29 protein-coding genes, 1 tRNA gene and 1 pseudogene are annotated in these 24,418 nt (G+C 65.1%); 12 read left to right on the top strand and 19 right to left on the bottom strand.

What is annotated here, in order from left to right:
• Nucleotides 1–16: 16 nt before the first annotated feature.
• Nucleotides 17–613, bottom strand: coding sequence for an alpha-ketoglutarate-dependent dioxygenase AlkB family protein (locus ACSUZJ_RS01505; protein ID WP_499412646.1), 597 nt, complete (start codon nt 611–613; stop codon nt 17–19).
• Nucleotides 614–674: 61 nt separating this feature from the next.
• Here ACSUZJ_RS01505 and ACSUZJ_RS01500 point away from each other — a divergent pair, with 61 nt between their 5' ends.
• Complete coding sequence (locus ACSUZJ_RS01500; RefSeq protein ID WP_499412644.1) at nt 675–1,253, top strand: putative pterin-binding protein; 579 nt, start codon at nt 675–677, stop codon at nt 1,251–1,253.
• A 3-nt stretch (nt 1,254–1,256) separates the two neighbouring features.
• On the opposite strand, the gene ACSUZJ_RS01495 is transcribed toward ACSUZJ_RS01500, so the two are convergent.
• From ACSUZJ_RS01495 to ACSUZJ_RS01465, 7 genes are all read right to left on the bottom strand, one after another.
• Entirely contained in the window at nt 1,257–1,619 is a 363-nt protein-coding gene (locus ACSUZJ_RS01495) for a hypothetical protein (RefSeq protein WP_499412642.1), read from the bottom strand.
• 132 nt (nt 1,620–1,751) lie between these two features.
• Nucleotides 1,752–2,132: an MAPEG family protein gene (locus tag ACSUZJ_RS01490; protein ID WP_499412640.1), complete on the bottom strand. Its 381-nt coding sequence runs from the start codon at nt 2,130–2,132 to the stop codon at nt 1,752–1,754.
• Nucleotides 2,133–2,193: 61 nt separating this feature from the next.
• Complete coding sequence (locus ACSUZJ_RS01485) at nt 2,194–3,027, bottom strand: Rossmann-like and DUF2520 domain-containing protein (RefSeq protein WP_499412638.1); 834 nt, start codon at nt 3,025–3,027, stop codon at nt 2,194–2,196.
• Nucleotides 3,027–3,623 (bottom strand): DUF924 family protein, encoded by a 597-nt coding sequence (locus ACSUZJ_RS01480; RefSeq protein ID WP_499412636.1) that lies wholly within the window; start codon nt 3,621–3,623, stop codon nt 3,027–3,029. Before ACSUZJ_RS01480 ends, ACSUZJ_RS01485 begins: the two co-directional genes overlap by 1 nt.
• A 24-nt stretch (nt 3,624–3,647) precedes the next feature.
• The gene (locus ACSUZJ_RS01475; RefSeq protein ID WP_499412634.1) at nt 3,648–4,391 is read right to left on the bottom strand and encodes an MgtC/SapB family protein; all 744 of its coding nucleotides are present in this window, start codon (nt 4,389–4,391) and stop codon (nt 3,648–3,650) included.
• Between the two features lie 31 nt (nt 4,392–4,422).
• Nucleotides 4,423–4,686, bottom strand: a complete 264-nt coding sequence (locus ACSUZJ_RS01470) for a hypothetical protein (RefSeq protein ID WP_499412632.1) — start codon at nt 4,684–4,686, stop codon at nt 4,423–4,425.
• A complete protein-coding gene (locus tag ACSUZJ_RS01465; protein ID WP_499412630.1) occupies nt 4,686–6,503 on the bottom strand; it encodes an aminopeptidase P family protein in 1,818 nt (605 codons plus the stop codon). Before ACSUZJ_RS01465 ends, ACSUZJ_RS01470 begins: the two co-directional genes overlap by 1 nt.
• Before the next feature lie 175 nt (nt 6,504–6,678).
• Between ACSUZJ_RS01465 and ACSUZJ_RS01460 the strand changes: the two genes are divergently transcribed.
• Together ACSUZJ_RS01460 and ACSUZJ_RS01455 are read left to right on the top strand one after the other, a co-directional pair.
• Nucleotides 6,679–7,041: an MmcQ/YjbR family DNA-binding protein gene (locus ACSUZJ_RS01460; RefSeq protein ID WP_499412628.1), complete on the top strand. Its 363-nt coding sequence runs from the start codon at nt 6,679–6,681 to the stop codon at nt 7,039–7,041.
• Between the two features lie 61 nt (nt 7,042–7,102).
• Nucleotides 7,103–7,726: a hypoxanthine-guanine phosphoribosyltransferase gene (locus ACSUZJ_RS01455; protein ID WP_499412626.1), complete on the top strand. Its 624-nt coding sequence runs from the start codon at nt 7,103–7,105 to the stop codon at nt 7,724–7,726.
• A 53-nt stretch (nt 7,727–7,779) separates the two neighbouring features.
• Here ACSUZJ_RS01455 and ACSUZJ_RS01450 read toward each other — a convergent pair whose 3' ends face one another.
• The 4 genes from ACSUZJ_RS01450 to ACSUZJ_RS01435 form a co-directional block, all read right to left on the bottom strand.
• The gene (locus ACSUZJ_RS01450) at nt 7,780–8,745 is read right to left on the bottom strand and encodes an NAD(P)H-dependent flavin oxidoreductase (protein WP_499412624.1); all 966 of its coding nucleotides are present in this window, start codon (nt 8,743–8,745) and stop codon (nt 7,780–7,782) included.
• Between the two features lie 85 nt (nt 8,746–8,830).
• Nucleotides 8,831–9,886 (bottom strand): MBL fold metallo-hydrolase, encoded by a 1,056-nt coding sequence (locus ACSUZJ_RS01445; RefSeq protein ID WP_499412622.1) that lies wholly within the window; start codon nt 9,884–9,886, stop codon nt 8,831–8,833.
• Entirely contained in the window at nt 9,883–10,089 is a 207-nt protein-coding gene (locus tag ACSUZJ_RS01440; protein ID WP_499412620.1) for a DUF1289 domain-containing protein, read from the bottom strand. The genes ACSUZJ_RS01445 and ACSUZJ_RS01440 overlap by 4 nt, the downstream gene beginning before the upstream one ends.
• Complete coding sequence (locus tag ACSUZJ_RS01435) at nt 10,086–10,514, bottom strand: thioesterase family protein (RefSeq protein WP_499412618.1); 429 nt, start codon at nt 10,512–10,514, stop codon at nt 10,086–10,088. The genes ACSUZJ_RS01440 and ACSUZJ_RS01435 overlap by 4 nt, the downstream gene beginning before the upstream one ends.
• A 137-nt stretch (nt 10,515–10,651) precedes the next feature.
• On the opposite strand from ACSUZJ_RS01435, the gene ACSUZJ_RS01430 reads away from it, so the two are divergent.
• On the top strand, nt 10,652–11,080 hold the full coding sequence (locus ACSUZJ_RS01430) for a CopG family transcriptional regulator (RefSeq protein WP_499412616.1): 429 nt from the start codon (nt 10,652–10,654) through the stop codon (nt 11,078–11,080).
• Between the two features lie 41 nt (nt 11,081–11,121).
• Nucleotides 11,122–12,240, top strand: a complete 1,119-nt coding sequence (locus ACSUZJ_RS01425) for an extracellular catalytic domain type 1 short-chain-length polyhydroxyalkanoate depolymerase (protein WP_499412614.1) — start codon at nt 11,122–11,124, stop codon at nt 12,238–12,240.
• Here the strand turns inward: ACSUZJ_RS01425 and ACSUZJ_RS01420 are convergent.
• Nucleotides 12,224–12,442, bottom strand: coding sequence for a cysteine-rich CWC family protein (locus ACSUZJ_RS01420; RefSeq protein ID WP_499412612.1), 219 nt, complete (start codon nt 12,440–12,442; stop codon nt 12,224–12,226). The genes ACSUZJ_RS01425 and ACSUZJ_RS01420 overlap by 17 nt on opposite strands.
• 171 nt (nt 12,443–12,613) lie before the next feature.
• Between ACSUZJ_RS01420 and argB the strand changes: the two genes are divergently transcribed.
• Both argB and ACSUZJ_RS01410 read left to right on the top strand, forming a co-directional pair.
• Complete coding sequence (argB, locus tag ACSUZJ_RS01415) at nt 12,614–13,543, top strand: acetylglutamate kinase (protein ID WP_499412610.1); 930 nt, start codon at nt 12,614–12,616, stop codon at nt 13,541–13,543.
• 65 nt (nt 13,544–13,608) lie between these two features.
• Nucleotides 13,609–13,683, top strand: a tRNA-Thr gene (locus tag ACSUZJ_RS01410).
• 32 nt (nt 13,684–13,715) lie between these two features.
• Here ACSUZJ_RS01410 and ACSUZJ_RS01405 read toward each other — a convergent pair.
• Nucleotides 13,716–14,603, bottom strand: coding sequence for a TraB/GumN family protein (locus ACSUZJ_RS01405; protein WP_499412608.1), 888 nt, complete (start codon nt 14,601–14,603; stop codon nt 13,716–13,718).
• Nucleotides 14,604–14,614: 11 nt separating this feature from the next.
• On the opposite strand from ACSUZJ_RS01405, the gene ACSUZJ_RS01400 reads away from it, so the two are divergent.
• The 3 genes from ACSUZJ_RS01400 to pabB are packed head-to-tail and all read left to right on the top strand — an operon-like array spanning nt 14,615 to nt 17,809.
• Complete coding sequence (locus ACSUZJ_RS01400) at nt 14,615–15,364, top strand: pyrimidine 5'-nucleotidase (protein WP_499412606.1); 750 nt, start codon at nt 14,615–14,617, stop codon at nt 15,362–15,364.
• 14 nt (nt 15,365–15,378) lie between these two features.
• A complete protein-coding gene (gene slmA / locus ACSUZJ_RS01395) occupies nt 15,379–15,957 on the top strand; it encodes a nucleoid occlusion factor SlmA (protein ID WP_499412604.1) in 579 nt (192 codons plus the stop codon).
• Between the two features lie 10 nt (nt 15,958–15,967).
• The gene (gene pabB / locus ACSUZJ_RS01390; RefSeq protein ID WP_499412602.1) at nt 15,968–17,809 is read left to right on the top strand and encodes an aminodeoxychorismate synthase component I; all 1,842 of its coding nucleotides are present in this window, start codon (nt 15,968–15,970) and stop codon (nt 17,807–17,809) included.
• 48 nt (nt 17,810–17,857) lie between these two features.
• On the opposite strand, the gene ACSUZJ_RS01385 is transcribed toward pabB, so the two are convergent.
• On the bottom strand, nt 17,858–18,448 hold the full coding sequence (locus ACSUZJ_RS01385) for a glutathione peroxidase (protein WP_499412600.1): 591 nt from the start codon (nt 18,446–18,448) through the stop codon (nt 17,858–17,860).
• An 11-nt stretch (nt 18,449–18,459) separates the two neighbouring features.
• The gene (locus ACSUZJ_RS01380) at nt 18,460–18,882 is read right to left on the bottom strand and encodes a CoA-binding protein (protein WP_499412598.1); all 423 of its coding nucleotides are present in this window, start codon (nt 18,880–18,882) and stop codon (nt 18,460–18,462) included.
• 145 nt (nt 18,883–19,027) lie between these two features.
• On the opposite strand from ACSUZJ_RS01380, the gene ACSUZJ_RS01375 reads away from it, so the two are divergent.
• Nucleotides 19,028–19,660 carry a peptidoglycan recognition protein family protein gene (locus ACSUZJ_RS01375; RefSeq protein ID WP_499412596.1) on the top strand — a complete coding sequence of 211 codons (633 nt, stop codon included), beginning with the start codon at nt 19,028–19,030 and terminating at the stop codon, nt 19,658–19,660.
• 447 nt (nt 19,661–20,107) lie between these two features.
• Here the strand turns inward: ACSUZJ_RS01375 and ACSUZJ_RS01370 are convergent, their stop codons facing one another.
• Nucleotides 20,108–21,433, bottom strand: a complete 1,326-nt coding sequence (locus tag ACSUZJ_RS01370; protein WP_499410806.1) for an ISNCY family transposase — start codon at nt 21,431–21,433, stop codon at nt 20,108–20,110.
• Nucleotides 21,434–21,500: 67 nt separating this feature from the next.
• Between ACSUZJ_RS01370 and ACSUZJ_RS01365 the strand changes: the two are divergent.
• Nucleotides 21,501–22,496 (top strand): annotated as a pseudogene (locus tag ACSUZJ_RS01365) (ISL3 family transposase); the annotation flags it as partial.
• A 60-nt stretch (nt 22,497–22,556) separates the two neighbouring features.
• On the opposite strand, the gene ACSUZJ_RS01360 reads toward ACSUZJ_RS01365, so the two are convergent.
• Nucleotides 22,557–22,979, bottom strand: a complete 423-nt coding sequence (locus ACSUZJ_RS01360) for a F0F1 ATP synthase subunit epsilon (RefSeq protein ID WP_499412594.1) — start codon at nt 22,977–22,979, stop codon at nt 22,557–22,559.
• A 27-nt stretch (nt 22,980–23,006) separates the two neighbouring features.
• Nucleotides 23,007–24,410, bottom strand: a complete 1,404-nt coding sequence (gene atpD, locus ACSUZJ_RS01355; protein WP_499412592.1) for a F0F1 ATP synthase subunit beta — start codon at nt 24,408–24,410, stop codon at nt 23,007–23,009.
• Nucleotides 24,411–24,418: the final 8 nt, after the last annotated feature.

The following is a 24,418-nucleotide window of genomic DNA, read 5'->3' as shown; positions in this document are numbered from 1 at the left end:
GTGTGAAGACGTCACATTAAGCGATGTACCTGAAGGTTAAATTAATGCGTTCTCCTAGGGCGCGCGTGGCTTTATTGATGCCATGAAGCCAGTGACTCTGCAGTGTTCCACTCATCAATAACAGGCTGCCATCGTTCAGCAGGAGCTTGACCGTACGTTTGTTGCGTTTATGCCGCAGTACGAAGCCGCGTGTCGCTCCGAAACTCAGGGAAGCGATCGCCGGTTCCGGCCCCAGTTCGGGTTCGTCGTCGCTGTGCATGCCCATGCTGTCCCGTTCATTGCGGTAATAGTTCAGCAGAACGCTATTGAAGCGCCGGCCGCAGGCTTGCTCCACCGCCGTGCGCAGCTCCGCCAGCAGCGGCGTCCACGGCAAGGGATCCAGGCGCAGGCCCGAATAGGTATAGCTGGCGTCGCCGTACCAGGCGGTCAGGCGCGGCTGCAGGTGGCGTTTGCCGAACATGACGATGCTGTCCTGGCGCCAGGGCGTTTCGGCGCGCAGGCGCGCGAACACTTCCTCGGTGGAATACGGCAGCGGCAGGCGCGCCATCAAGGCCAGCGCACCATCTTCGATGGGAATCGGCAGCAGCGTGCCGGGAGCGTCAAACAGGTCCATTCAGCAACTTTACCGCTTATCATGCGGTTTCCCCTACATCCACGACACGCGGACAATACGCATGAACAAACGCGAGTTCTTCGGCGCGGCGCTGGCAACGGCCGCCCTGCCCGCCACGGCGGCACCCAGGGCCCAGCCAGGCAAGGGCCCGGCGCTATTGACCATCACGGGAGCGATCACGCGGCCGAACCGCGGCGCGCTCGACCCCGCGCTTGACCAGATGATGGCCAAGCACAAGCTGGCGTTCAGCAGCGCCTGCGCGCTCGACTTTGCGGCGCTCACGCGCCTGCCGGCGCAGACCATCCGGCCGACGCTGGAATACGACGGCAAGCCGCACGCCCTGCGTGGGCCGCTGCTGCTGGACGTGCTGGCGCTGGCCGGCGCGCGCACCGCCCCGGACACGCGCCTGGCGCTGCGCGCGGTCGACGGCTACGCGGCGGTGATTCCCCTGAAGCAGGCGCGGGCCCAGCGTTTCATCGTCGCGACCCACCTGGACGGCCAGCCGATGGCGCTCGGCGGCCTGGGCCCCTTGTGGGCCGTCTACGATGCCGACCGGGTGCCGGACATGGCGGCGCTACCGCTGAACCAGCGCTTCGGCGCCTGCCCCTGGGCGCTCTACCACATCGAAATAAATGCCTGAAACTCAGGCGTAGGCTTCCGCCATCGTCATCACACGCGGGGTGACGCCGATGCCGACATGGCCGAACAGCGTGTCGATGGCCGCCAGGTTGGCGCTGCGCTCCTCGGCCTTCCAACCCTTGAACAGGTCGGTGCCGTCCTTCTCGAAGTGCAGGTCGAGCACGCGGCCGCCGTCGCGGTGCGTATAACTCTTCTGGTAAGAACCCTTGAAGCCCAGCTCGGCCAGCGCCGCCAGCACCGAGTGGGGCGGGTTGTCGGGGTCGGTCGCCAGATACACGGCAAAGGTCTTGCCGGGCGGCTTGGCGGCGATATCGACTTCGTAGATGCCCGGGGCCTTGGTCGCTGCTGTACTCTTCAAAAACAACATGCTGCCTCCTGCGTCGAACCGGCCCGGGCGCGACGCGCGCCAGGCGCCGGGATATGAGGGATTCCGCAGGAAAGCTTATTGCCGTTCGGGAACTTTGTCGACGTATTGATGCAGATAACTTGCTCTAATGCATCACCAATGCATCAATAAACCGATGCTGGCACCGGCCACCAGGGCGCCGCATGCAATCATGCCAATAATAAAGCCGAGTTCGCGTTTGGCTGGATCGCGGTAGTAACCCAGCGCATACAGCACCCGCGCCACACACCACAGCAGGCCGCCGGCGGCCGCCCAGGTGTCGCCCAGGTACCAGGCGCATAGCCACAGCGGCGCCAGCACCAGCGGCAACTGCTCGAGCGTGTTGGCCTGCACCCGCTGGCGGCTCTGGAAGGCTTCCGGCCCCTCCATCGACGGCGCCGGCACTTTATAGCGCACGCGCGCCATGCCGGCGACCACGCCGGTCCAGAAATACACTCCAAGGACAGCCAGCGTGGCCCAGGCGCTCAGGTACATCGGTACTCCTCAATCGTTCAATTGGTAAATGCAAATGCGCGCACGGGCGCAGGGGAAAAGTTCAGCGCTCGCCGCGCCGCTTGCGTTCGGCCAGCAAGGTCGTGGCCTCGACCAGGGCCTCGTACAGGCCTCCGGTCGGCGCATCCCAGCTTGACACCGCCGCCTGCTGGCGCGCGACGGTGGCAAGGTCGCCCCGCGCCACCGGGCCGCTGAGCGCGGCCGCCGGACCGAGCCGGAACACATTCGCCAGCGTCTCGCCGGCCAGGGGCCGCGCCAGTTCGCGCGCCACCTCCACCGGCACGCCGGCGGCAGTATAGGCGCGCAGCGCGGCGTCGAGCACCGTGACAAGGTAGTTCGAGGCGAACACCGAAGCGGCGTGGTAGAGCGTTTTCGCCGTGGCGTCGATTGTCACCAGCTGCGCGCCGATCGCTTCGAAGGCCGGCGCCAGCCGCGCCAGCGCGTGCGCGTCGCCTTCGACGCCGCACCAGGTGCCGGCAAAGGCAGCCGCCACCGCTGCCGGATCGGCGAAGCTGCGCACCGGGTGCACGCTCGCCACCTTTGCACCGGCCTGGGTGGCCGCCTGCAGTTCGCCGGAGGCCTTGGCGCCGCTGCAGTGAAAGACGATGGCGCCGTCCAGCAGGCCGGCAGCGGCCAGCGCCGCGCAGGCCGGCGCGATCTGGTCGTCGCTCACGGCGAGCATCCAGACAGCAGCCGGGCGCAGGCTTGCTGCCTGCGCCACCGCCCGGCCGGCGCCGATGAAGGCGACCGCCGCCTCGGCACTCCTGATCGAGCGCGTCAGCACGTCCTGCACGGCGAACACGCCGTGCGCCGCGAACAGCCGGCCCAGCGTGCGGCCGACGTGCCCCGCGCCGACGATGTTCAGCGTGGCCGTCATCAGAAGCCGGCGCCGGGCTGGCCCAGGTATTGCAGCTCGTCAGGGGTGGAAGCACGGCCCAGGATCGGGTTACGGTGCGGGAAACGGCCGAAGCGCGCGATCACGCCGCGGTGGCGATGCGCATAGTCGAGCATCTCGGCAAAGCCTTCGTGTTCGCTGGCCAGTTGCGTGAACAGGTCGACCGCGCACTGCTGCATGCGCGCGTCCTCGGCGTGCTCGAAGGGCATGTAGGCAAAGGCACGCTGCTGCGGATCGAGCGTGCGGTCGGCGCCGCTGTCGACCAGCTGCTGCGCCGCCGCCAGCGCCAGCGTGTCGCCGGCAAAGGCGCCGGGCGTGTCGCGGTGGGCGTTGCGGGTGAACTGGTCGAGCACGAGGATGCGCGCCAGCGTGCCTTCGGCGCCGTGGTCGATGTCCCATTCGCGCAGGCCGCCGGCGATCGCCTGCGAAATCGCCGCGCCGAAGCGCTCGCGGATCTGCGCGTCAAATGCCGGGTCCTTGCGGAACCATTCGGGCCGTGCCTTGCCGTAGCCGGCGTCATTGCGCGGCAGGAACCAGAAATCGAGTACGTCTTGCGCCTTCATATCGGTGTGTCCCATCAGGTTCTTTTTGATTGTTTGTTTTCAGTTGCGCGCGTGCGAGAGCTGGAAGCCCTCGACGCCTTCGAAGGCGGCCAGTTCGGCCGCCAGTTCGGTCAGCGTGGCGCGGTTGTGGCGCGACAGCGCCAGCGCCACGAAACGCCATTCCTGGCGCCCGTTGCTTGCCAGGATGGTCAGCGAGCTGCCGGCGATCTGGTAGCCGCGCTCGAGCGCCGCTTCGCGCAGCGCGTCTTCCTTCGGCAGGAAGTCTTCCTTGAAGCGCAGCATGACCGCCACCGCGCGCCGCGAAGGCAGCACCGCCTCCACCCGGTTCAGGTAGATCATGATCATGGCCGCGAAAAACGCCAGGCCCATCGCCGCCAGATAAAAGCCGACGCCGACCAGGATGCCGATCACCGACGAGCCCCAGATCGAGGCCGCCGTGGTCAATCCGCTGATATTGAAACCTTCGCGCATGATGACGCCGGCGCCGAGGAAGCCGATGCCGGTCACCACGCCCTGCATGACGCGGGTCGGATCGACCGGTCCGATGGCGCCGACACTGCCGCCGTACCACATCTCCGGATAGCCGCTGACGATGGTCAGCGCGGCCGAGGCCATGCACACCAGGCCATAGGTGCGCATGCCGGCGGCGCGGCCGTGGTATGAGCGCTCGTAGCCGACCAGCAGGCCCAGCAACAGCGCGCCCGCCAGGTGCAGCAGGATCACGCCGTTGGTGGCGATCTCGGAAGGCGACCAGTACGGGGCCAGCAGTTCCCACGTCGTCATGACAGTCTTTCGTAATACTGCGCGGAGCAGCTCAGGGCTTGTTCTTCCGGACCAGCTGCTTCTCGAAGGCGGCGTCATGCTTGCTGATGCGCTTGACCTCCTGCGGTCCGAGGCCGTTCACGAAGGCGACGAATTCATCCAGCTCGAGCGGGGCACACAGCGGCAGCGCGCCCGGCGACTCTGCTAGGTAAAACAGGCCGTCGCCGGTGCGCGCCATCGAGTAGGCGGTGTTGCCGGTGCGTTTCTTGAGGCGCTCGACGGCGGAGCTGGCGCGGGTGGAACGGGCGGAGGCCATCAGACGGCCCTCGTCCGCAATTCCAGCCACGCGCGCGCCGCGCCCTGCACATGCGGCAGCAGGCGCTCGCGCACGGTGGCGTGGTAGTCGTTCAGCCACTGCACTTCGTGCGGCTGCAGCAGCGCCATGTCCAGGCAACGCGTGTCGATCGGGCACAGGGTCAGCGTTTCGAAGCGCAGGAATTCGCCGAATTCTCCGCTGGCGGCGGGCACGTTGAGCACCAGGTTCTCGATGCGGATGCCCCAGCGGCCCGGTTTATAAATGCCCGGCTCGTTCGAAGTGATCATGCCCGGCTCCATCGCCGTGTGCGGGTCGGGCGAGGCCGAAGGCGAGATCACCTGCGGGCCCTCGTGCACGTTCATGAAGTAGCCGACGCCGTGGCCGGTACCATGGCCGTAGTCCACGCCGGCGGCCCAGATCGGGGCACGCGCGATCGCATCCAGCATCGGTCCGCGGGTGCCGCGCGGGAAGTGGGCCATCGACAGCGCCATCATCCCTTTCAGCACCAGGGTGAAGTCGCGCTTGTGGTCAGCCGTGATGTGCCCCACCGGGACCACGCGCGTGATGTCGGTGGTGCCGCCCAGGTACTGGCCGCCCGAGTCGATCAGCAGCAGGCCGTCGCCCTCGATGACCGCATGCGAAGCCTGGCTGGCGCGGTAGTGCATGATCGCGCCGTTGGCGTTGAAGCCGGCGATCGTGTTGAAGCTGGGGCTGACGAAACCGGGCCGGCGCGCACGCGCCGCGGTGATCTGCTCGTCGATGGTCAGCTCGGTGATCGGGGTACGGTTCGGGTCCGCCAGCGTCGCTTCCAGCCAGGCGAAGAATTCGCACAGCGCTGCGCCGTCCTGTTCCATCGTGGCGCGCACGTGCGCGGCTTCCGCCTCGCTCTTGCGCGACTTGGCGAAGGTCGTCGGATTGATCGCTTCCACCACGCGCACCGTGTCCGGCACGGCGCCGCGCATGCCGGCGGTGACGCGGCGCGGGTCGACCAGCAGGGTGCTGCCTGCCGGCAGGGCCGCCAGCGCTTCGGCGGCCTGGGCGTACGGGGCCAGGCGCACGCCGTCGGCAGCCAGGCGCGCGCGCAGTGCATCGGATGCCTTGCCCTCGGCCACGAACACGGTCGCGCCCTCGCGTTCGATGAGCGCATGGGCCACGAACACCGGATTGAAACTCACGTCCGAGCCGCGCAGGTTGAACAGGTAGCCGATGTCGTCCAGGGTCGAGATGAAATGGCGCTCGGCGCCCAGTTTCTCCATCTCGGCGCGGGTCGCGGCCAGTTTATCCGCGCGCGACAAGGTCGCATACGGCGCTTCGTGCTCGTACAGCGGGTCGAGCGGCAGTCCGGGACGATCAAGCCAGATCTCGTCGAGCAGGTCGATGTCGGTACGCAGGGTGACGCCGCGCGCTCCCAGCGCATCGCCCAGCAGGCGCGCCACGGCCAGGCCCAGCACGCGCGCGTCGACCGCGACCGTCTGGCCCGGCTGCATGTTGGCCGCCAGCCAGTCGATGTGCAGCAGGCTGGCGCCCGACGGAATCTTCATCAGCGCGATCCCGCTGCCGGCCAGTTCGGTTTCGGCCTGGGTCCAGTAGCGGCCATCGGTCCAGACGCCGGCGAAGCTGGCGGTGGCGATGAAGGTGCCGACCGAGCCGGTGAAGCCCGACATCCATTCGCGGCCCTGCCAGCGGCGCGGCAGGTATTCGGACAGGTGCGGATCGCTCGACGGCACGATGAAGGCGTCGATACCGTGGCGCGCCATGGCGGCGCGCAGCTGTTCCAGGCGGGCGGCGCGCTGGAGCGTGAAGTCATTGATGGACATGGCGTGCTTGGATGTTAGACAAGCCACGTATGATACGCCGCAAACCGAGACAATGGCGCAGACGAATCTTGCGTTAAAACATCAAAAGTCGTCCGCCCTGTCCCGGGCGCGGTAAACTCGGAGGAACGAACAACGAACAAGCCGTGCAAGGACACGGCGCGAGGGAGACGACAACATGGATTTCGAGGCCGCCAAGGCATTGTGCCGCAGCTTCCCCGGCTGTACTGAAGACATCAAATGGGGCGCCGACCTCGTGTTTTCGGTGGGAGAAAAAATGTTCGCGGTGACCGGCAACGCGGTGCCCGCGCAGGCCATGAGTTTCAAGGTCGACGACGAGCGCTTCCTGGAATTGACGGACCGCCCCGGCATCATCCCGGCGCCCTACCTCGCGCGCGCCAGATGGGTGCAGGTCGACGCCAGCGCCGACCTCTCCGACGAGGAAGCCGCGCAATTGCTGCGCCGCTCCTGGGAGCTGGTGTTCGCGAAACTCACGAAAAAGCTGCAGCGCGAGATTGCAGGCGAAACCGTTTCCAACTGAAACCGCATCGCCCCTGCCTTTATCGCATAATCATCAAGAAATTTTTTTGACCGGAACGACCATGCAAGACTATCACCACGCCCGTGCCCGCGCCCTGCTTGCCAATGCGCGCCAGATCGTCAGTCCCGAAGAAGTGCAAGCCGCCGTGCGGCAAGTGGCCGATGTGCTCAACGAGCGCTTCGGCAATCCGGACCACCCCAGCTTCCCGCTGGTGCTGGGCGTGATGGGCGGCGCCGTCGTCTTCACCGGCACCCTGCTGCCGCAGCTGCGCTTCCCGCTCGAATTCGACTACATCCACGTGAGCCGCTACGGCGACGACGACCGCGGCGGCGAGGTGCAGTGGAAAGTCATTCCACGCAAGGATGTAGCCGGCAAGACCATCGTCGTGGTCGACGACATCCTCGACGAGGGCGAAACCCTGGCCCACGTGAAGCAGCGCCTGCTCGACATGGGCGCGGCCGAAGTCATCGTCGTCGTGTTCGCCGACAAGAATATCGGCCGCGCCAAGCCGATCCAGGCCGACATCACGGGTCTGACCCTGCCGAACGAATTCGTGGTCGGCTTCGGCATGGACGTCTATGGCTACTGGCGCAACCTGCCGGGCCTGTGGTCGATCCGTCCGCAAGACCTGAGCGTGGAACCGGCCCCGCCCTACCCGGTGCCGGACGCCAAGCCCGACGCGTGACGTAGGGTGGGCGCCCGTGCCCACGCGTGACGCCCGCTATTCGCCTGCGTTTCTCAGCCAGCAATCCCCAGGCGCGCGCGCGCCGCCCCGTACTCGGCCTTGAGGCGCTCGACCATCTCGGCGACGCTCGGCACGTCGTCCATCAGGCCCACGCCCTGGCCGGCGCCCCAGATGTCGCGCCATGCCTTGGCTTTCGAGCTGCCGTCGCCGAAGCTCATCTTGCTCTTGTCCGATTCCGGCAGCGCGTCCGGATCGAGGCCGGCGTTGACGATCGATTTCTTCAGGTAGTTGCCGTGCACGCCGGTGAACAGGTTGGTGTACACGATATCGGCCGCGCTCGACTCGACGATGGCATTGCGATAGTCCTCGCTGACGTTCGATTCCTTGGTCGCCAGCCAGCGCGAGCCGATGTAGGCGAAGTCGGCGCCCATGGCCTGGGCGGCAAGAATGGCGTCGCCGGTGGCGATCGAACCGGACAGCGCGATCGGGCCCTTGAAGAATTTGCGGACCTCGCCGACCAGCGCGAATGGCGACAGGGCGCCGGCGTGGCCGCCCGCGCCGGCCGCCACCAGGATCAGGCCGTCGACGCCCGCTTCCAGCGCCTTTTGCGCGTGGCGGATCGAGACTACGTCGTGCAGCACGATGCCGCCATAGCCGTGCACGGCGTCCAGCATCTCTTTCGGCGGCGCACGCAGCGAGGAGATGATGATCGGCACCTGGTGCTTGACGCAGACCGCAACGTCCTGCTCGAGGCGCACATTGGAGGCGTGGACGATCTGGTTGACCGCGATCGGACCGACGATGGCGTCCGGGTTGGCTTCCTTGTACTCGGCCAGCTCGCGCTGCAGGTCGGTCAGCCAGGTGTCGAGCAGCTCGGCCGGGCGCGCGTTGAGCGCCGGGAAGGAACCGACGATGCCGGCCTTGCACTGGGCGGCGACGAGGGCCGGACCGCTGGCGATGAACATCGGCGAAGCGATGACGGGAAGGGACAGGTTTTGCAGTACGGTGGGCAGCGTCATGGGCGGCTCTCGGCTAGGTTGATTGGACAAGCTGGTCGATTATAGTGTTAAAAAAGCACGGTCGTGCTAGATTTTGCGCTCTAATTCAGGCGTCGACCAGGAATGTGCCGTCGATACGGGCGGCCCTGGCGCGGACCAGGGAGTGGGTGGCCCAGGTGGCGAGCTCGTGCCAGGCGTCGTTCGTTGGTGTATCGGTATGCAGATGTGCATTGAACGCGTGGACGGGAGACCCGTCCACCCTACGCTGCAATGCATGCGAACCGGTCCAGGTATCGCCGTCGATATGCGGGCGTAGACCCGTAGGGTGAGCGGGTTCCCCGCCCACGCGTCCAAGCAGCTCCAGCGCAGCCGCGACAACGGGTATCGACGCCAGCAAGCCCGGTAACTCCGCTAATGCAATCCGCTGCCGCTCCAATAGTAAAAACTTCACCAGCACCTTGACCGCGTTCTCCGCATTGCGCCGCGGATCGGCCGACAAATAGTCGAGCCGCGAATAGGCCCGCGCAAGCGCCTCGGGCACATCGGTGAACATGCGCCCGTGTCCCGGCACGACGAGCCGCGCATCGAGCGTCCCGATCAGGTCCAGGGTCGCGCGCGCCTCGTCGAAGCCCGGTTCGCCCGCCAGCTCCGGGAAGATCACCCCGAAGCCGTTCTCCCACAAGGCGTCGCCCGAGATCAGGATGCCTTCGTCCGGGCAGAACAGCAGCAGTGCATGCGGGTCGTGTCCCGGCGCGCCCAGCACCTCCCAGCGCATGCCCCCCAGTTCCAGCGCATCGCCCGGCGCCAGCACGCCATCGGCGCCGAAACGCGGACATTGCTGGCCGGTGGCGCGGTAGCTGAGCAGGTCTTCATCCCAGGCCGCGACCCTGGCCGCTTCGGCTGCCGGAATCGCCGTCCGGCAGCCGTATTCGGCCTGCAGGGCCGCGTTGCCGCCGCAGTGGTCCGAATGCAGGTGGGTGTTCAAAAGGCGATCGAGCGGACGGCCGCCGAGGGCGTGGCGGACCAGCGCCAGCGTCTGTGGCGCATGCGTGACATAGCCGCTGTCGACCAGGGCGGTGTCGGGTCCGGTAAAAAGTATGTTGTTCGACGACAGCCAGCCGCGCTCGAAAACCTGCATGGTGGCGGGCAGGTGCACCGTCATGAGCCGAAATCCAGTTCCGATTCACGGCGGCGGATTTCCTTCCAGACAGCGCGTTTGTAGTCATCGCTCGCGCTGCCCCAAGCGACGATCTCGTCGATCGTGCGCATGCAGCCACGGCACAGGCCACTTGCCTTGTCCATCTCGCACACGTTGATGCAGGGAGACGGCACCGGCGTCTGCAGCTCGGGGTTCGCCAGGCTCATGCCGCACCTCCCGTGCGCTTGCGTGCAAGCCGCGCATTGAAACGTTCCGTATCGATCACGCAACGTTCGTGCGTGCCCTCACAGATGCGCTCGAGATCGTCCCAGGCCTCGACCTTGAAGCGCACGCGCTGGTCCTCCACCTCTGTCACTTCGCCGCGGATGGTAAGGGTCATGCCGGGCGGCGTCGGCGCCAGGTGCCGGAAGCTCACCATGGTGCCCAGGCTCTGCTCGTTCGGCCAGTCGAGGTAGGGCAGCATGCCGTTCAGGCAGGCAAGTTCCATCATGCCGACCATGTAGCCGGTGGCGAGGACATCGGGCATGTCGCGGCAAAAAGGCGTGTCGTGGTAGAGCTCGGGCACGGTGGCGCGCGGCGGCACGGTATAGCGCCATTCGAAGCGCAGGCCGGGTTGCAATTCTGGACTCATGAGCGAAGAGATTACCCGATTCAATCGAATTGTGCTTGACCCTCAGGCTCAGGGGCGTAGACTGGGCGCCTGTCTCACCATCCAGATGGATGGTAGAGGGATGGTAAATAGATATCGCACGAAAGGATGGTGTAAGGATGGGCGGCCAAATTGTCAGCACCAATGAGTCAAAGTCGAAGGTGGCGGAGACGGAAAAAATCACGATCAACCTGGGCATGATCGACCTGGGCCAGATCGACCTCCTGGTCAGTGAAGGCTTTTACAGCAACCGCACCGACCTGATCCGCACCGCAATCCGCAACCAGCTCAACGCACATGCCGATGTGGTCCGGCAAACCGTGGCCCGCCGCAGTCTCGTGCTCGGGATGCACCACTATTCCCGCGCCGACCTCGAAGCGGCGCAGCAGGCCGGGCACCGCCTGCAGATCCAGGTGCTCGGCATGGCCAGCATCGCCAGCGACGTGTCCGTCGAACTGGCCCTGGCCACCATCGAATCGATCACGGTGCTCGGGGTGCTCCACGCAAGCAATACCCTGAAAGCCGCACTGGCAGAGCGCATCCGTTAAGGAGCCTGCCAAGCGCTGCAAGGCGAACGGAAAGGAACTACATGAAACTGAACAACAAACTGCTGGCGCAAATGCGTGCCGCGACCCGCAACCTGCTGCACCGGCCTTCGGTGGATACCAGCAAAGTCATCGAGGATGCGCTGAAAAACGCCTCGGCCATGACCCAGGCGGCCCAGGAACAGATGCGCAACCTGTCGCAGCTGCGCAGCGGCGGCCAGCCCGGCGCGCAGGCCCCCGACATGCACGACATGCTTGCCGAGCTCAGCCGGGGCTTGGGCAGCGGCTTCAGCACCGGCGTCGCCGCCAACGAGCCGGCGCAACTGCTGCCGGGCAGCTTCAGCGACGGCAGCTTCAGCAACGCAGCCGGCACCCGCGCCTACAAGCTGTATGTCCCCAGCACCTATAGCGCCGGCAAGCCGGCGGCGCTGGTCGTGATGCTGCACGGCTGCACCCAGGACCCGGACGATTTCGCCAAAGGCACGCAGATGAACGTGCTGGCCGAGGAAATGGGTTGCCTGGTCGTGTATCCGGCCCAGTCGCGCCAGGCCAACGCCTCGCGCTGCTGGAACTGGTTCAACAACGTCGACCAGCAGCGCGACCAAGGCGAGCCCTCGATCATCGCCGGCATCACCCGCTCCATCATGCAGGAGTACGCGGTCGACGCGTCCCAGGTGTATGTGGCGGGCCTGTCGGCCGGCGGCGCGATGGCGACCATCATGGGCACGCTCTACCCCGACCTGTACGCGGCGGTCGGCGTGCACTCGGGCCTGCCCTTCGCTTCGGCGCACGACTTGCCGTCGGCGCTGGCGGCCATGAAGGGCGACCTCAAGCGCCGGCACCAGCCCGGCCGTTCGATTCCGATCATCGTGTTCCACGGCGACCAGGACAAGACCGTGCACCCGGCCAATAGCGACGAACTGGTGGCGCCCGCGCGCGACAGCGCCGAGGCGATGGCGGTGGAACCGGGCCGCGTGCCGAACGGCCACGCCTACACCCGCACCACGCACAAGCGCGCCGATGGCCGCGTGCATGCCGAGCACTGGCTGATCCACGGCGCCGGCCATGCCTGGTCCGGCGGCAGCGCACAAGGCAGCTATACCGACGGCAAGGGGCCGGACGCGAGCCGCGAGATGATGCGCTTCTTCAGGACCCAGAAGTAAGCGGGTCGCCGCCGCCAGGCGCCTGGCCGCCGGTACGTGCACGCTCTTCGATGTGCGCACGCAGGCAGGCCGGGCACCAGCAGCTCGCGTCGGTTCCGGGCACCGGCACTGCCGGCGGCAATTCGGTGCACCAGCAAGGGCCTGTGCTGCCGTCGACCATGGCGCAGCCGAAGCTGGCGCCGCAGCGGCTGCAGGTACTCATCGTGCTGCCTCGCGACAGGATTCTTTTGTCATGTGTAATATCGTCCAAGCATCCATCGGCGGCCATCCCCGGCCGGGTCACACCGTAAAATACAACAAGACCGCCATATAATGCCCACAGGGGTGGGCGTGTTGCCTGTAAAATCTCCGCCACATTTATTTCGGACTCTCCATGAACGCTCAGTTGACCAGCCTGAAGACCGAGGACCAATCCAGTGACCTGACTGCGGTCTCGCCGCAGATCAAGGCACAGATCCTGGCCGAGGCGCTTCCCTACATCCGCAATTTCCACGGCAAGACCATCGTCATCAAATACGGTGGCAATGCGATGACCGACGAGCGCCTGAAGCACGGCTTCGCGCGCGACGTCATCCTGCTGAAACTGGTCGGCATGAATCCGGTCGTGGTGCACGGCGGCGGTCCGCAGATCGACAACGCACTCAAGAAAATCGGCAAGCAGGGCACCTTCGTGCAGGGCATGCGCATCACCGACGAAGAGACCATGGAAGTGGTCGAGTGGGTGCTGGGCGGCGAAGTGCAGCAGGACATCGTCATGCTGATCAACCACTACGGCGGCCAGGCGGTCGGTCTCACCGGCAAGGACGGCGGCCTGATCCGCGCTCGCAAGATGAGCATGCCGGACAAGGACAAGCCGGGCGAATTCCTCGACATCGGTTTCGTCGGCGAGATCGAAGCGATCAATCCGGCGGTCGTGAAGGCGCTGCAGGACGACGCCTTCATCCCGATCATCTCGCCGATCGGCTTCGGCCAGGACGGCCAGGCCTACAACATCAATGCCGACGTCGTCGCCGGCAAGATCGCCGAGATCCTGAAGGCCGAAAAGCTGATCATGATGACCAACATCGCCGGCGTGCAGGACAAGGCGGGCAACCTGGTCACCGACCTGTCGGCGCGCGAGATCGACGAGATGTTCGCGGACGGCACGATCTCGGGCGGCATGCTGCCGAAGATCTCGTCGGCGCTGGACGCGGCCAAGTCGGGCGTGAACACCGTGCACATCATCGATGGCCGCATCGAGCACTCTTTGTTGCTGGAAGTCTTGACCGAACAGGCTTTTGGCACTATGATCCGGTCGCACTAAGATTTTCGGCGACAGAAGTTGCCGTAACGGCGGGTCCCGCCCGCCGTCATCTTATGTTTCTACCAGCCCTTGTAGCTCAGTGGTAGAGCACTCCCTTGGTAAGGGAGAGGCCACGTGTTCAATCCACGTCAAGGGCACCACTTCCCAGCAGTACCCTCCACGCAGCAAATCCTCAATACACCCGCTCCACCGTGATGCCGCGCTGGCGCAGCAGTTCGGGCAATCCGTTTTTCCCCAGCAGATGCAGCAGGCCCACCGCCACCACCGCATTGTTCTCTTGCGCCAGCAGTGAAGCCACCTTGTCCGCCATCGGTCCGTTACGCTCGTTCAGCACCACGTCGCGCGTGAACTTGCCGGTCACCGTGGTGTCCTCGTCGATGCGGCGCGCGATCCGTTCCTGCGCCGCCTGGTCGGCCTGCTCATAGGCGTCGAAGATCTCGCGCGCCTCGCGCAGCTGGCGGCCCGATGCCATGTTCTCCAGTGCTTCCTCCAGCAGGCGCCACTGGTCGTCTTCGGGCAGGCGGTTCAGCAGCGCCGCCTGGTACTGCGCCGATTCGAGCTCGGCGATGCGGGTGTTGCCGCCGCGCGCCAGGTGCGCCAGGTGGGCGTCCACCCCCAGGGCCGGGTTGTAGCCCAGTTTGCCCAGATCGACGATCGCCAGCATCGTCGCCACCAGCCACGGCTTCATCTGGACCACGGCGGCAGGGTCGACGCCCTGCTTCTTGAGGGCGGTCTCGATGCGCTGGCGGCGCTCGGCCGGCAGGCCCGCGATGCCGGGGCTGCCGGCCGGGAACATGCCGTGTTGCTGGAACGCCGCCATCACGGCGCCCGGGTCGCGCGCCGCGTCGACCTCCAGCGCCAGCGTGGGCGCGGCCGCCATCGCCGCGCGGATGCGCGGCTCGAGCGGATAGAAATCGGGCTTGCCCGCATGGATGGTGCCGTAGAGGTACAAGGTATTGCCCTTGCCCGTTGCCTTGAACAGCGCGCCGCGCTCGGCGGCAAACGCCTGGAAGGCCATCAGGAAGAGGCTGAGGAACACCACTATAATCGGACGTCGCATTTATTCTCTCCATGTCAGAAATCTTGCCAAATCATAACTCTTCCTCTCCCGTCTGGCTGTTTGATCTTGACAACACGCTGCATGACGCATCGCACGCAATCTTTCCGGCGATCAGCGCCAACATGAACACCTATATCGCGCGCGTGCTCAGCGACGGTGTCAGCACGGTCAGCCAGGCCCAGGTCGATGCGGCGCGCCTCGGCTACTGGAAGCGCTACGGCGCCACCCTGCTCGGCATGATGCGGCACCACGGCGTGCGCGCCGCCGACTTCCTGCGCGAGACCCACGACATCGGCGACCTGCGCCAGATGATGCGCGCCGAGACCGGCCTCGGGCGCCTGCTGCTGCGCCTGCCGGGGCGCAAGATCCTGCTTACCAACGGTCCCACCGATTATTCGACGCAAGTGGTGCGCCACCTGGGCCTGGGCCGCCATTTCGCCCATCACATCGCGATCGAGCAGATGCATGTGCACGGCCAGCTGCGTCCCAAGCCCTCGAAGCTGATGCTGCAGCGCGTGCTGCGCCGCCATGGCGTGGCTGCGCGCGACTGCATCCTGGTCGAGGACACGCTGGCCAACCTGAAAAGCGCCAAGCAGCTCGGCCTGCGCACGGTCTGGGTGACCGGCTACCTGCGCCGTGGCGAGCGCAGCACCCTGGCCGCGGCCCGGCCGAAGATGTTGATTCACCCCAACTATGTCGATGTCAAAGTAAAATCCGTGCGGCAACTGCCGAAGCAGCTGCACCAGCTCATCCATCACTAGAAAACACAACTCCAATGGCAAGTACCAAGCCAGGCCAGCGCAAGCTGCAAATCCTCCAGGCCTTGGCCTCGATGCTCGAGCAGCCCAAGGGCGAGAAGATCACCACCGCCGCGCTGGCGGCCCGCCTGTCGGTGTCGGAAGCGGCGCTGTACCGGCATTTCGCCAGCAAGGCGCAAATGTTCGAGGGCCTGATCGAGTTCATCGAGTCCAGCGTGTTCGGCGTCATCAACCAGATCGTGGAAAAGGAAGAGCGCGGCGTCGACCAGGCCTACGCGATCCTGCAGATGCTGCTCGCCTTTGCCGCGAACAACCCGGGCATGACGCGCGTGCTGATCGGCGACGCCCTGGTGGGCGAGGACGAGCGCCTGCAACTGCGCATGAACGGGTTTTATGACCGCATCGAGCTGGCCTGCAAGGGCGCGCTGCGCCTGGCAGTCAGCCAGGGCCACGGCGTGGAAGACGACGTCGCCGCCCGCGCCAGCCTGCTGGTGAGCTACGTCACCGGCCGCTGGCACCGCTACGCCAAGAGCGGTTTCCGCCAGCATCCGTCGGATGGAACGGGCGTACAATTGTCGCTCCTGCTGGCAGCCTGAGGCTTTCATCATGCACTCGGCAGTCTTTGCCTTGCTCGACGACGCGAGCGCGGACGGTCATGCGCAGGCCTTGTCGCGCCTGTACAGCGGCCACGCCGGCACCCTCGCCTGCACCGACGCTGCAGGCTGGGATGAGGTGCTGCGGGAGATGGAAGCGGCGCTGAGGCGCGGCCTGTACGCGGTGCCAGTGCTCACTTACGAGCTCGGCGCCCACCTGCTCGGCATCCACGCCCGGCCCATGGACGCCCCGCTGGCCCAGGTGCTGCTGTTCGAACGCTGCGAGCGCATGACGGCCGAGCAGGCCGCGCGCTGGGTCGCCACCCGCGCCGGTACCGGCCTTAATGCTTCTTCGGCCGGCATCGCCGGCGTGCAGGCGAACGTCGACGAGGCGCAGTTCGTGGACGCCATCGGCCGCATCCGCGACTACATCGCCGCCGGCGACACCTACCAGGTCAACTACACCTACCGGCTGCGCTTCGACGCCTACGGTTCGATCTTTGCGCTTTATCAACGCCTGCGCGCACGCCAGCCGGTGCCATATGGTGCCCTGATCACGCTCCCGGACGGCGGTGCCCTGCTCTCGTTCTCGCCCGAGCTGTTCGTGCGTCATGAAGCCGGTACGCTGCTGGCGCGGCCCATGAAGGGCACCGCGCCTGCCAGCGACGATGCCCAGGCCGACGCGCAGCGCGCGGCCGAGCTGGCGCAGGATCCGAAAAACCGCGCCGAGAACCTGATGATCGTCGACCTGCTGCGCAACGACCTGGGGCGCGTGGCGCAGACGGGCAGCGTGGCGGTGCCAAAACTGTTCGAGGTGACGCGCTTCGGCGCCGTGCTGCAGATGACCTCCACCGTGCGCGCCCAACTGCGCCCGGACGCCGGCCTGGCCGAGGTGTTTAGTGCGCTGTATCCCTGCGGCTCGATTACGGGCGCGCCCAAGCGGCGCACGATGGAAATCATCGACGAACTCGAGCCCGATGCGCGCGGCGTCTATACCGGCGCGATCGGTTGGTTCGATCCGCCCGCAGGCGGGCAACCTGTGGGCGACTTCTGCCTGTCCGTGCCGATCCGCACCCTGGCCCTGGGCCCCGGCGAGCACCTGCGGCGCGGCGAACTGGGCGTGGGCGCAGGCATCGTGTTCGACAGCGACGCCCAGGCCGAATATGCCGAGTGCCGGCTGAAGGCGCGTTTTCTCACCGGGCTGCAGAACGACGTCGAGATCTTCGAGACCATCAAGGCCTCGTGGGAAGACGGGCCGCGCCACCTGGACGCGCACCTGGCGCGCATCGCCGCCTCCTGCGCGTATTTCGGGCGCCCCTTCGACATGGCGGCCGCGCACGCGCTGCTGGTGGACACCTGCCTGGCCCTGCCCCAGGCAGGCCTGCACCGGCTGCGCCTGGCGAGCGGCGCGGATGGCGCCCTGTCGATCACGGCGGCGCCGCTCGCGCCCCTGCGCGAACCGGTACGCTTGGTATTGGCCGGCACGCCGGTCGAATCAAGCGACATCTTCCTGCGCCACAAGACCTCGGTGCGGCAGCGCTACGACGCAGCCTGGCGCGCAGCCGAGGCGCAAGGGGCCTTCGACGCCCTGTTCTTCAACGAGCGCGGGGAATTGACCGAGGGAGGACGCAGCAATGTGTTCGTGCACATCGACGGACGCTGGTACACGCCGCCCCTGTCCTGCGGCCTGCTGCCGGGAGTGACGCGGGCCGTGATCCTGGCCGCGCCGGCGTGGAAGGCGAGCGAGCGCATCATCACGCGCGCGATGCTGGAGCGGGCCGAGGGCATCATGGTCTGCAATGCCCTGCGCGGACCGCTGCTGGCGGTGCTGGATACAAGCGCCGGCAGCGTTTGACCGGTGGGCACGGAGCGCCCACCAACGATCGGGACAGACGATACCGCTTTACAGCGCCGCTTCGATCTTGCTCACCAATTGCGGATCCTCGGGCGCCACCTTGCTCGGGAAGTGCTCGATGACCTTGCCGTCGCGCCCGATCAGGTACTTGGTGAAATTCCATTTCGGTTCCTTGCCGGTCTGCTTCGCCAGGCTGGCGTGCAGGGGATTGGCGTTCGGGCCGGACACCACGGTTTTCGCGAACATCGGGAACTTCACGCCGTAGGTGTTGTAGCAGAGGTCGGCGATTTCCTTGGCGTTCTCGGCTTCCTGTTTGAAATCGTTCGAGGGGAAACCCAACACCACCAGGCCGCGCGGGCCATACTTCGAATAGAGCTTTTCCAGGCCCTCGTACTGCTTGGTGTAGCCGCAGTAGCTGGCGGTGTTCACCACCAGCACCACCTTGCCGGCGTACTGGCACAGGTTCTGCGGCGCCTCGTCCTGCAAGCGCTTGAAGTTCTGGTTGAGCAGGGCCGGGCAGGAAGCAGGCGCGGCGGCAGGCGCCGGGACCGCGGCGTGCGCCGGCGTGGCCTGGCCTTGCGCCATGGACGAAGCGGCGGCAGCGGCCAGGGTGAAGAACAGGAAGGCGGGTTTCAGCATGGCGAGGGATGTCAGGCGTTGAGCTTGCGGTGTTCGATTTTCAGGCAGTGGTTCATCACCACGTCCAGGCCGGCGGCGCGCGCGAGGTCGGCGGCGGCCTGGTTCTCGATCTCGAGCTGCATCCACAGGCAGCCGGCGCGGATCGCGATCGCGTCGCGCGCCAGCGGCGGAATGTCCTCGGATTTGCGGAAGCAGTCGACGATGTCGATGCGGGTGCCGCTGGGCGCCAGCGCGTCGGCGGCAGCCTGCAGGTCGGGATGGACGCGTTCGCCCAGGATTTCCTGGCCGTCATAGGCCGGGTTCACGGGGATGATGCGGTAACCCTGCTGCTGCAGGTATTCGGCCACGCCGTAGCTGGCGCGGTCCGGCTTGTTCGACAGGCCGACGATGGCGATGGTCTTGCTGTCGTTGAGGATCTGGGCAATGGTTCTCATGGGTGGCCGAATTTGACGATGTGGCACTTAGCTTAACAGGAAAGCATTGCGTGCTGCGAGCACGCTTGCACAAGCGTTCACGCGCAGTTTGCATCCATGTGTCCGCCTGTGGAAAGATGGCGTGTTTTCCACAGCGAACCCATCCATGAGCTTCCGACTCCGCGCCGCGCGCACCCTTGCCGCCCTTTGTGTCGCCCTGGCCTGTGCCAGCTGCGCCGTGCAACTACCCGCAGCCAACGTGCCGGCGATCGTGCCGGTCGCCGACTGGGGCGGCACCCCGGCCGACGCCACCCGTGCGCGGCGCCACGACATCACCCACATCACCCTGCACCACCAGGGCGAGCCCTTCCGGCCCGGCACCGACGCGCGCCAGTACCTGCGCAATCTGCAGACCTGGTCGCGCGCGACCAAAGGCTGGCTCGACATCCCCTACCACTACGTGATCGACCTCGAAGGGAAGATCTACGCGGCGCGCGACATCGCCTTTGCCGGCGACACCAACACCGAGTACGACCCCAAGGGCCATGCCCTGATCGAAGTGGTCGGCAATTTCGAGGAAGTCGAGCCGAACCAGGCCCAGCTCGACGCCGTGGTGGACCTGATGGCGATGCTGGCCAACACATACAATGTGCCGCTCGATCGCATCGCCAGCCACCGCGACCACTCCGACAAGACCGTCTGCCCGGGCGCCAACCTGTACCGCTACGTGCAGAGCGGCTGGTTTCGCGAACAGGTCGCGGCGAAGCTGACGGACATGGACGGGGCATCCGGCAACTAGCAAACGAGCGCCTGCCGGCTGGCCGATGCTGCCCCTGTCGACTGCATCGGGACGGGACATGCAATAAAAAAGGTTCTTCACGGATTAGCGGGAAGCAATGCTAAAAACAAGAAAGCGGTGAAGAAGAGCTAGACTTGTTGTGCGACCAACAAAGCTGACTCAACTCACCGCTTTCATGACGAATCATAATCTTGACCTCCCGTTCTGGGAAGGGTTCATTGCATCTAAATTGGAACGCGGACCTGACGCAGTGTGGATCAACCTGCGACGCGATCCTGGGGCGCCGATGGTATGCGGCGGCTGCGGCCATCACTGTCATCAGATACACGAAACAGGCCTACGCACTATCCGCGAGCTGCCCATGTTCGGTTTGCCGGTGTGGCTGCGTGTAGCAGCAAAGTAGAAATGTCCGCTTTTGGCAAAGTTAAAATGTCCGCGATCTGGATGTCACACTCGTTTTTGCGCGGACGCTTTCTTCGCTGCCGTCGTGCCCTGGGCAATGACAGAGCCGGGTAGGTTGGCGCGATGATGACGAGCACGCTGCCTCTTGTCGAGCGTTGCATGGAGCGATTTTGCATCGGTATCGATACGGTTTTTTGGTCGCGATACGGCCATGCTGGTGTGTCCGAGTACCAGTCTGTTTGCCCGTAGCTCGACGCGTCCATCGGCGTAGGTATGGATGGCGATGGGTTGACCAACCTGGCTGCGTGCATCGAGCGTATCGTTCAGCACGAGCAGGCAACTGCCGTGCTTGAGCGTCAGTTGCTTGCTCAGCTTGCGGGTCTCGCGGATAGTGAGGATGAGGTCCAAGTCGTCGCTGACATGCAGTTGCGTGTGCTTGTCGAGTTCGCTCGATGGGGCGCAGGCAAACCGTTCGTTGTAGCGCAGGACATACTGCTCGCACCATGCGTTGGCCGCCTCGATATTGTCGATCCCGTCCAACCGCAGCTCCTTTACCAGGCGGTCCTGCAAAACGCGGTTGACCCGTTCCACTCGGCCTTTGGCCTGGGGCGTCTTGGCGCAGATGAGTTCGATGTCGAGCTGGTCGAGCGCACGCTGGAATTGGGTACAGGTGTCGCTGGTGGCCGATGGCGAGCGAAAGACGGCTGCACGGTCAGAGTAAAAGGCCTGTGGTTTGCCGTGCTGAGCAATGTAGCGCCGGGTCGCTTCAAAGTAGCTGATGGTTGACTCGGTGTCGGCGAAATACAGCTGCAGCAGTTCTCCTGTCGCGTCGTCGACGTACACCAGCAACGTACAAACGGCGCCGCGTCCTTCAAACCAGTCGTGGCGGCTGCCGTCGATCTGCACCAATTCACCACGGCAGGAACGTCGCTCCCGCGGCTGATGCAGCGCTGCGCGCTGCACACCCTTTGGGGACCAAAGGCCCGCGCCGATCATCAGCTTGCGCAGTGTTTCCTTCGACAAGGTCAGCGCGTGCCGCTCCTGCAATTGCTCACACGCCAGCGTCGGGCCAAAGCCCATGTAATGGTCGCGTATCAGCTGCAGTGCTCTCTTTGCCACGTCTGCCTTGAGCTGGTTATTGCTAGGCTTGCCCCTGTTCCTGGCGGCCATCGCGTTGGCGCCACCCTCGGCAAACCGTCGCAGCAGTCGCAGTACCTGGCGGGACGTAATCTGCAGCCGCTGAGCTGCAATGGCGACCGTTATCTCGCCGCGTGTGCATGCACCGATGATCTCGGCACGGTTCCACTCCTGCATCGTCATGCTCCCGGTTTTGCTCACGCTGGACTCCAAACTGTTCAGAGTCGACAGCATGAGCTATCGCGCAAAAGCAGACATTTCTACTTTGCCCAAACCGGACATTTCTACTTTGCCCTTACAGCTGCGTGTGCCTCTCAGACGGCTTCGGTGTGGTCAATGCGGCACCCGTACTGAGCGCGTGAGCTGGCTCGACCGGCACGCCCGAGTGACCCGCGCCTTGGCTGAATTTGTAGGCTTGTGGTGCGAGAAGCTGCCGGTAGCCCATGTGTGCAAGCTGGCGCAGCTGCACTGGGAGACGGTGCGCAATATCGAGCGTGCCAAGCTGGAACGTGAATTGGCTACCTTGCCTGCAGCACAGCCAACCCGGCTTGTCATGGACGAGTTTGCGCTGTTCAAAGGCCATCGCTATGCCACGGTCGTGCTCGATGCCGACAGCCGGCAGGTGCTCTGGGTCGGCGAAGGCCGCAGCCGCGAGGCCATCCGGCCGTTCTTCGAATGGCTCGGCCCTGAACGCTGCGCCAGGATCGAAGCCGTAGCGATGGACATGAATACCGCGTTCGACCTGGAAGTGCGGCGGCAATGTCCGAAAGCGCGCGTGGTCTACGACCTGTTTCACGTCATCGCCAAGTATGGCCGTGAAGTCATCGACCGGGTACGCGTCGACGAGGCCAATCGTCTGCGAGACGATCGTCCACAGCGTAAAGTCGTCAAGCGCTCCCGCTGGCTGTTGCTGCGCAACCGGGAAAACGTCCCGCCGACGCAGCAGGCGAATCTGGATGAGCTGCTAGCCGCCAACCAGGCTTTGATGACGGTGTACGTGATGAAGACGACACTTAAGGAACTCTGGCAGACATCAGGCGGATGGCAATGGCTTCTCGCCTGGCGGAACTGGCTCAGGATGGCGCGCGACAGCGGAATCGAGCCGCTCAGGAGATTCGCTGCCAAGCTCAAGCCTTACTGGCGGGGCATTGCAGCACGGCTGCGCTGGCCGATGCATACCGGCCAGCTCGAAGGCATCAATAACCGCATCAAGGTCATGAAGCGGATGGCCTACGGCTACCGCGATAGCGACTTCTTCTTCCTGAAGATCAAAGCCGCATTTCCCGGAAATCCGTGATGAACCATAAAAAAAGGCAGAGCCACAGCTCTGCCTTTTGTGTGCTACCGAAGGAAAGGCTCAGCGACCCTTCGAACGCAGCTTCTGGATCGCCGCCAGCTGCGCGATCGCCGCGGCGAGTTCCGCCTGGGCTTTCGCGTAGTCGATCGTCGAGTCCTGGTTCTGCATCAGCTCTTCCGCCTGGCGCTTGGCTTCCTGGGCTTTCGCTTCGTCCAGGTCGCCACCACGGATCGCGGTGTCGGCCAGCACGGTCACGCCGTTCGGCTGCACCTCGAGGATACCGCCGGCGACGAAGACGAACTCCTCGCCACCATTAGTCGTCTGGATGCGCACGGCACCCGGACGGATCCGCGTGATCAGCGGGGTGTGCTTCGGGTAGATACCCAGCTCACCCGCTTCGCCCGGCAACGCGACGAAAGTTGCTTCGCCCGAAAAGATCTGCTCTTCGGCCGATACCACGTCAACGTGAATAGTGTTTGCCATGTGTGTCCTTCAGGTTGAAGAAACCGATTAAGAAGCCAGTTTCTTGGCTTTTTCGATCGCTTCTTCGATGGTGCCGACCATGTAGAACGCCTGTTCCGGCAGGTGGTCCAGTTCGCCCGACGCGATCATCTTGAAGCCCTTGATCGTGTCTTTCAGCGAAACGTACTTGCCTGGCGAACCGGTGAACACTTCAGCGACGTGGAAAGGCTGCGACAGGAAACGCTGCATCTTGCGAGCGCGTGCCACGGTCAGCTTGTCTTCCGGCGCCAGTTCGTCCATGCCCAGAATCGCGATGATGTCGCGCAGTTCCTTGTAGCGCTGCAGGGTGCCCTGCACGGCGCGCGCGGTCTCGTAGTGTTCCTGGCCGACGACCAGCGGGTCCAGCTGGCGCGAGGTCGAGTCCAGCGGGTCCACTGCCGGGTAGATACCCAGCGAAGCGATGTCACGCGACAGAACGACGGTCGAGTCCAGGTGGGCGAAGGTGGTTGCCGGCGACGGGTCGGTCAAGTCGTCCGCAGGGACGTACACGGCCTGGATCGAGGTGATCGAACCGGTCTTGGTCGAGGTAATACGCTCTTGCAGGCGGCCCATTTCTTCGGCCAGGGTCGGCTGGTAGCCCACCGCGGACGGCATACGGCCCAGCAGTGCCGACACTTCGGTACCGGCCAGGGTGTAGCGGTAGATGTTGTCGACGAAGAACAGAACGTCCTTGCCTTCATCACGGAAGGCTTCGGCCATGGTCAGGCCGGTCAGTGCGACGCGCAGACGGTTGCCCGGCGGTTCGTTCATCTGGCCGTAAACCATCGCCACTTTCGAGTTGGTCGGGTTTTCCAGGTCGACGACCTTGGCGTCCGCCATTTCGTGGTAGAAGTCGTTGCCTTCACGGGTACGCTCGCCAACACCGGCGAACACGGACAGACCCGAGTGCGCTTTAGCGATGTTGTTGATCAGTTCCATCATGTTGACGGTCTTGCCGACGCCGGCGCCGCCGAACAGGCCGACCTTACCGCCTTTGGCGAACGGGCAGACCAGGTCAATCACTTTAATACCGGTTTCCAGCAGGTCGGTCGATGGCGACAGTTCGTCGTACACCGGAGCCGAGCGGTGGATCGAGGCCATGCGCTCGTGGCTGACCGGACCGCACTCGTCGATCGGGTTTCCCAGCACGTCCATGATGCGACCCAGGGTCGCGACGCCGACCGGGACCATGATCGGTGCGCCGGTGTTCTGGATGGTCATGCCGCGACGCAGGCCTTCCGAGCTGCCCAGAGCAATGGTACGGACGATGCCGTCGCCGAGCTGCTGCTGCACTTCCAGCGTCAGTTCGGAGCCTTCCATTTTCAGTGCATCGAAAACCTTCGGCATGGCGTTACGCGGGAATTCCACGTCAACCACTGCGCCGATACACTGAACGATTTTGCCATCAGCCATGTTCGTTC

Origin of the sequence: Telluria sp. B2 (assembly GCF_051789535.1) — a bacterium.
Taxonomy (GTDB): domain Bacteria; phylum Pseudomonadota; class Gammaproteobacteria; order Burkholderiales; family Burkholderiaceae_D; genus Telluria.
Note: the sequence above shows the minus strand (reverse complement) of the source record. Positions and strands in the feature narration are given on the sequence as shown.

Excerpts from the sequence above, each read along its gene's own strand:
- ACSUZJ_RS01495 (WP_499412642.1), bottom strand. The coding sequence starts at position 1,619 with ATGTTGTTTTTGAAGAGTACAGCAGCGACCAAGGCCCCGGGCATCTAC.
- ACSUZJ_RS01370 (WP_499410806.1), bottom strand. The coding sequence starts at position 21,433 with ATGCTGTCGACTCTGAACAGTTTGGAGTCCAGCGTGAGCAAAACCGGG.
- ACSUZJ_RS01480 (WP_499412636.1), bottom strand. The coding sequence starts at position 3,623 with ATGGGACACACCGATATGAAGGCGCAAGACGTACTCGATTTCTGGTTC.
- ACSUZJ_RS01505 (WP_499412646.1), bottom strand. The coding sequence starts at position 613 with ATGGACCTGTTTGACGCTCCCGGCACGCTGCTGCCGATTCCCATCGAA.
- ACSUZJ_RS01460 (WP_499412628.1), top strand. The coding sequence starts at position 6,679 with ATGGATTTCGAGGCCGCCAAGGCATTGTGCCGCAGCTTCCCCGGCTGT.
- argB (WP_499412610.1), top strand. The coding sequence starts at position 12,614 with ATGAACGCTCAGTTGACCAGCCTGAAGACCGAGGACCAATCCAGTGAC.
- ACSUZJ_RS01435 (WP_499412618.1), bottom strand. The coding sequence starts at position 10,514 with ATGAGTCCAGAATTGCAACCCGGCCTGCGCTTCGAATGGCGCTATACC.
- ACSUZJ_RS01455 (WP_499412626.1), top strand. The coding sequence starts at position 7,103 with ATGCAAGACTATCACCACGCCCGTGCCCGCGCCCTGCTTGCCAATGCG.
- ACSUZJ_RS01445 (WP_499412622.1), bottom strand. The coding sequence starts at position 9,886 with ATGACGGTGCACCTGCCCGCCACCATGCAGGTTTTCGAGCGCGGCTGG.
- ACSUZJ_RS01425 (WP_499412614.1), top strand. The coding sequence starts at position 11,122 with ATGAAACTGAACAACAAACTGCTGGCGCAAATGCGTGCCGCGACCCGC.
- atpD (WP_499412592.1), bottom strand. The coding sequence starts at position 24,410 with ATGGCTGATGGCAAAATCGTTCAGTGTATCGGCGCAGTGGTTGACGTG.
- ACSUZJ_RS01380 (WP_499412598.1), bottom strand. The coding sequence starts at position 18,882 with ATGAGAACCATTGCCCAGATCCTCAACGACAGCAAGACCATCGCCATC.
- ACSUZJ_RS01465 (WP_499412630.1), bottom strand. The coding sequence starts at position 6,503 with ATGTCCATCAATGACTTCACGCTCCAGCGCGCCGCCCGCCTGGAACAG.
- ACSUZJ_RS01440 (WP_499412620.1), bottom strand. The coding sequence starts at position 10,089 with ATGAGCCTGGCGAACCCCGAGCTGCAGACGCCGGTGCCGTCTCCCTGC.
- ACSUZJ_RS01490 (WP_499412640.1), bottom strand. The coding sequence starts at position 2,132 with ATGTACCTGAGCGCCTGGGCCACGCTGGCTGTCCTTGGAGTGTATTTC.
- ACSUZJ_RS01375 (WP_499412596.1), top strand. The coding sequence starts at position 19,028 with ATGAGCTTCCGACTCCGCGCCGCGCGCACCCTTGCCGCCCTTTGTGTC.
- ACSUZJ_RS01360 (WP_499412594.1), bottom strand. The coding sequence starts at position 22,979 with ATGGCAAACACTATTCACGTTGACGTGGTATCGGCCGAAGAGCAGATC.
- ACSUZJ_RS01475 (WP_499412634.1), bottom strand. The coding sequence starts at position 4,391 with ATGACGACGTGGGAACTGCTGGCCCCGTACTGGTCGCCTTCCGAGATC.
- pabB (WP_499412602.1), top strand. The coding sequence starts at position 15,968 with ATGCACTCGGCAGTCTTTGCCTTGCTCGACGACGCGAGCGCGGACGGT.
- ACSUZJ_RS01485 (WP_499412638.1), bottom strand. The coding sequence starts at position 3,027 with ATGACGGCCACGCTGAACATCGTCGGCGCGGGGCACGTCGGCCGCACG.
- slmA (WP_499412604.1), top strand. The coding sequence starts at position 15,379 with ATGGCAAGTACCAAGCCAGGCCAGCGCAAGCTGCAAATCCTCCAGGCC.
- ACSUZJ_RS01430 (WP_499412616.1), top strand. The coding sequence starts at position 10,652 with ATGGGCGGCCAAATTGTCAGCACCAATGAGTCAAAGTCGAAGGTGGCG.
- ACSUZJ_RS01420 (WP_499412612.1), bottom strand. The coding sequence starts at position 12,442 with ATGAGTACCTGCAGCCGCTGCGGCGCCAGCTTCGGCTGCGCCATGGTC.
- ACSUZJ_RS01405 (WP_499412608.1), bottom strand. The coding sequence starts at position 14,603 with ATGCGACGTCCGATTATAGTGGTGTTCCTCAGCCTCTTCCTGATGGCC.
- ACSUZJ_RS01450 (WP_499412624.1), bottom strand. The coding sequence starts at position 8,745 with ATGACGCTGCCCACCGTACTGCAAAACCTGTCCCTTCCCGTCATCGCT.
- ACSUZJ_RS01400 (WP_499412606.1), top strand. The coding sequence starts at position 14,615 with ATGTCAGAAATCTTGCCAAATCATAACTCTTCCTCTCCCGTCTGGCTG.
- ACSUZJ_RS01385 (WP_499412600.1), bottom strand. The coding sequence starts at position 18,448 with ATGCTGAAACCCGCCTTCCTGTTCTTCACCCTGGCCGCTGCCGCCGCT.
- ACSUZJ_RS01470 (WP_499412632.1), bottom strand. The coding sequence starts at position 4,686 with ATGGCCTCCGCCCGTTCCACCCGCGCCAGCTCCGCCGTCGAGCGCCTC.
- ACSUZJ_RS01500 (WP_499412644.1), top strand. The coding sequence starts at position 675 with ATGAACAAACGCGAGTTCTTCGGCGCGGCGCTGGCAACGGCCGCCCTG.